General features: G+C 57.0%; 4 protein-coding genes and 1 pseudogene. 2 read left to right on the top strand and 3 right to left on the bottom strand.

All coding sequences use genetic code 11. From position 1 onward, the window contains the following. Together alr and SMC5_RS03065 are read left to right on the top strand one after the other, a co-directional pair. The coding region (gene alr / locus SMC5_RS03070) for an alanine racemase (RefSeq protein WP_119119539.1) at positions 1 to 651 on the top strand (651 nt) is incomplete at its 5' end. Then, positions 648 to 1,475: a serine hydrolase gene (locus tag SMC5_RS03065; protein WP_119088016.1), complete on the top strand. Its 828-nt coding sequence runs from the start codon at positions 648 to 650 to the stop codon at positions 1,473 to 1,475. The genes alr and SMC5_RS03065, both read left to right, overlap by 4 nt. An 82-nt stretch (positions 1,476 to 1,557) precedes the next feature. On the opposite strand, the gene SMC5_RS03060 is transcribed toward SMC5_RS03065, so the two are convergent. The 3 genes and pseudogenes from SMC5_RS03060 to nrdD all read right to left on the bottom strand — a co-directional run. After that, positions 1,558 to 2,100, bottom strand: a complete 543-nt coding sequence (locus SMC5_RS03060) for a hypothetical protein (protein ID WP_119088017.1) — start codon at positions 2,098 to 2,100, stop codon at positions 1,558 to 1,560. Between the two features lie 173 nt (positions 2,101 to 2,273). Continuing rightward, on the bottom strand, positions 2,274 to 2,978 hold the full coding sequence (locus tag SMC5_RS03055; RefSeq protein WP_119119538.1) for an anaerobic ribonucleoside-triphosphate reductase activating protein: 705 nt from the start codon (positions 2,976 to 2,978) through the stop codon (positions 2,274 to 2,276). 90 nt (positions 2,979 to 3,068) lie between these two features. Further along, positions 3,069 to 3,173, bottom strand: a pseudogene (gene nrdD, locus SMC5_RS11605) (anaerobic ribonucleoside-triphosphate reductase); the annotation flags it as partial. Positions 3,174 to 3,354: the final 181 nt, after the last annotated feature.

The following is a 3,354-nucleotide window of genomic DNA, read 5'->3' as shown; positions in this document are numbered from 1 at the left end:
TATTCGCACTTTTCCTGTGCGGATTCGGACGAATCCTACTCTTCCATGCAACTGCGCAGGTTCGAGAAAATCCTTCATCAGTCGACTGTGGAGGGGATACGCCCTCCTGTTGCCCATTTCTGTAACTCGGCTGGTATCCTGACCATGAAGGCTGCGACTTTCGAAGGAGTCCGTCCGGGGTTACTGCTCTATGGTTGTTCGCCCATCGAGGGCGTGCCGATTGTGGGATTGCGGCCGGCAATGTCGATGAAGTCGCGGCTGATTGCGTTCAAACAGGTTCCCGCCGGCTACGGAATCAGCTATGGGCGCAGCTATTTGACCTACAAACCGACGACGGTAGGAATCCTTCCGGTCGGCTACAGGGATGGGTATTCCCGCATGTTGTCCAATAAGGCCTCGGTGCTCATCCGTGGCAAGCGGGCGCCGGTCATAGGGCGGGTGACCATGGATCAGATCATGATCGACCTGTCGGACGTCCAGGGCGTGACGGTGGGCGACGAAGCTGTGCTCATGGGCGAAGCCGGAAATCAGCGCATCACTGCTGGCGACCTGGGTTCACTCGCCCAGACGATCAGCTACGAGGTTCTCTCTACGGTCGGAAAGCTGGTTCACCGCGTGTACCGCGACTGCCCGAAGCCTGAGACTGAATGAAGCAGGACGCCCGGTACCTTCCCGTCCAGAAAGCGCTTCAAGGAGTTCTTGCGACGGTCACGTTTCCATGCGCCGTGCACGCCGAGCTCTTGAGCGCAGAAGACCGCTGTCTCATCTTCTCTCAAAATAGTAATCTCCCGTTCGGAGCAGCGTCGATCATCAAGCTTCCAGTCCTGGTTTGCGTTGCGCAACTGGTGGAACTGGGTGACCTGGTGTGGGACCGGCCGATTCGTCTGACAGTCGCTGCCCCTCATGGGACTGGCCTTCTCGAGTATCTGGACAGGTCTCGCCCGTGGTCGGTCCAGGATCTGTGCATCATGATGATGGGCGTGTCCGACAACATGGCCTGCAACCAGCTTATCGAGGAGATCGGCATAGAGCGTCTGAACGATGTCCTGCACGACCTTGGGTATGAGGCGACAAGTATCCGTCGTCGGATGATGGACCATGAGATGCTCGCTCGTGGAATCGATAATAGCGTGACCGCTGCCGATATCGCCGACATGCTGGCGCGACTCTATGCGCATCGTCTGGTCTCGAACGAGGCGAGCCAACGTATGCTTGGCTATCTGCGCATGAACCAGCTGAAAGATCTGATTGCCTGGACGCTTCCCGGGAGTGCTGCCCTTGCGGGAAAGACGGGCGGCATGCCCGGTTCTCTGCTGGATGCGGAACTCGTGAGCGTAGCGGACGGGCCGACGTACTCGCTGTGCGTGTTTGCGTCGGGATTTGACCGTGCAGTACAGGCCAAGCGTCTCATGACAGAGGTATCCGAGCGGGTCTATGAGGCTGTCTCGGGTGGTCGTTCGGCGGACTGCATCTGAGAGAGCCGTTCCGGGCTGAGCAGCAGGTATATGACGACACCCCGCGTACGCGGGGTGTCGTGTTTTGCGCGCAGTTCCAGAATCAGGCCAGTGGCTTGATACGGCCGGCAATCATAACCGAGAGGAAGCCTGCAATAATGGCGGTCACGAACTGAGGCCAGCTGAATGAGAATCTGATGAACGCGGCAGCAACGGGCGGCAGAGCGGACAGTGTGCCAACGATCGCTCCAATGGCGTAGTACAGGAATGCCATCTTTGCGGCAGCGCCGACCACAAGGCCGAGCCAGCGCATCCACGTCTGTCTGGAGCCCTTGCGCGTAACAAGCCAGAAGACGATGACAAGGATGAGGTTGCCCGCCATGACGGCAGGGATCATGGTCGGGGATGGAAGATGTTGCTGGAGCCATGCGGTGACGGGCGCTGCAAGGGCAATGACGACTCCGGCCCAGAGCCCTGTCGTCTCGGTTGCAAGGAGCAGTCCAAGATTGACGATACTGCCGACGACAAACAGATTGACGATATTGAACGGCGGTACCGATGGGATGATCATCCTGATGCCGAACTGAAGTGCGATGGTAAGCGCCAGGATGACAGCAGCTCTTGTGATGTATTTCGTGGTTTTCACGCGTTCCTCCTCGTGCCGGGACAGGATTGTGCTCCCGACAATATTTAGTATAGCACGGGGCGGAGGTTGTCCACAGCGACCAAACGAACATCAGTTGCTGAGAGTATTGTTAAAAGGCCAGCGCCTGCAGATATGAGTGACTGGGGTAGATGCAGTCAACGGGCCGGCTCAGCCTAGATGCCGTTTCGCGTGCTGATGTGGAGGAGAGGGTAGCGTAGGCGCATGCGGTCCGCAATGGCTTCGAGGTCGCCGGACGCAAAACCTCTGGCATGGACAAGGTTCGGGTCGAGGGTCTTGGTAGCGATGAAGTTCTGGATGACATAGCGCGATCCAGGGGGCAACATGGAGATGATATTGTCGATGTCGATCTCGGCAAACAGCAGAGGCAAGACGGTCGTCCGATATTCATGGACAGTGTTATACTCGGCCAGAAGTCGTATTGAGGCCTCCGCAAGAACGAGAGCATACGGGCTACCCGTCATCTCACTGTAACCAGAGGGAGGGGCTTTCACATCCATGGCAACGTAGTCCAGGGAGTTTGTTTCCAGGAGGTGTCCAAGCACTTCGGGGTTGGATCCGTTGGTATCCAGCTTGACAGCATAGCCTAGAGCGCGGATGCGCTCGACAAATCCGGCAAGGTCGGCGTGAAGCGTCGGTTCTCCCCCGGTGATGCAGACGCCGTTGAGTTTGCCCCTGCGGCGTTTGAGAAAGGCGAAGAATGTCTCTTCGGTCAGTTGCGGCGTATCCTCCCTCACGGTGACGAGCTCAGGGTTGTGGCAGTATGGACATGCGAAGTTGCAGCCGACCGTGAACACGGTTGTGGCCAGTCTGCCCGGGAAGTCAGTGAGCGATAGTGGTTCGTAGTGCGCCAGTCTCATTTCTCTATTTTCTCACCAATGGGTACTTCCCGTGTGACAATATGAAAACGCCGCTGACAGTCCTGCAGGAGGACCATGTCCAGCGGCGTTTCACCCATTACGTTCATTGTGCCGTGNNTTGTTCCACTGGGAAACAGGCCTCAGATAGCCAACCACACGGCTGTAAACCTCAGTCTTTGTACGCCTGCACGCTGGTATCGTCATTCCGTTGTCCAGCAGCAAGTCCCCATTTTCTAGTTCTTTCAATCGCCACCTCCTCTTACTGAGCAGAGTATAGTCAGAATTTCAATTAGATACAGTGACACTGCCTGCTGCTACGAATGCTGTCGTTCCCGACGGCAACAGGATCTGGATTGCCCGTTTGTTCGCAGTCATT

The sequence above is a fragment of the Candidatus Cryosericum odellii genome, from assembly GCF_003570935.1.
In the GTDB taxonomy this organism is placed as follows: domain Bacteria; phylum Caldisericota; class Caldisericia; order Cryosericales; family Cryosericaceae; genus Cryosericum; species Cryosericum odellii.
Note: the sequence above shows the minus strand (reverse complement) of the source record. Positions and strands in the feature narration are given on the sequence as shown.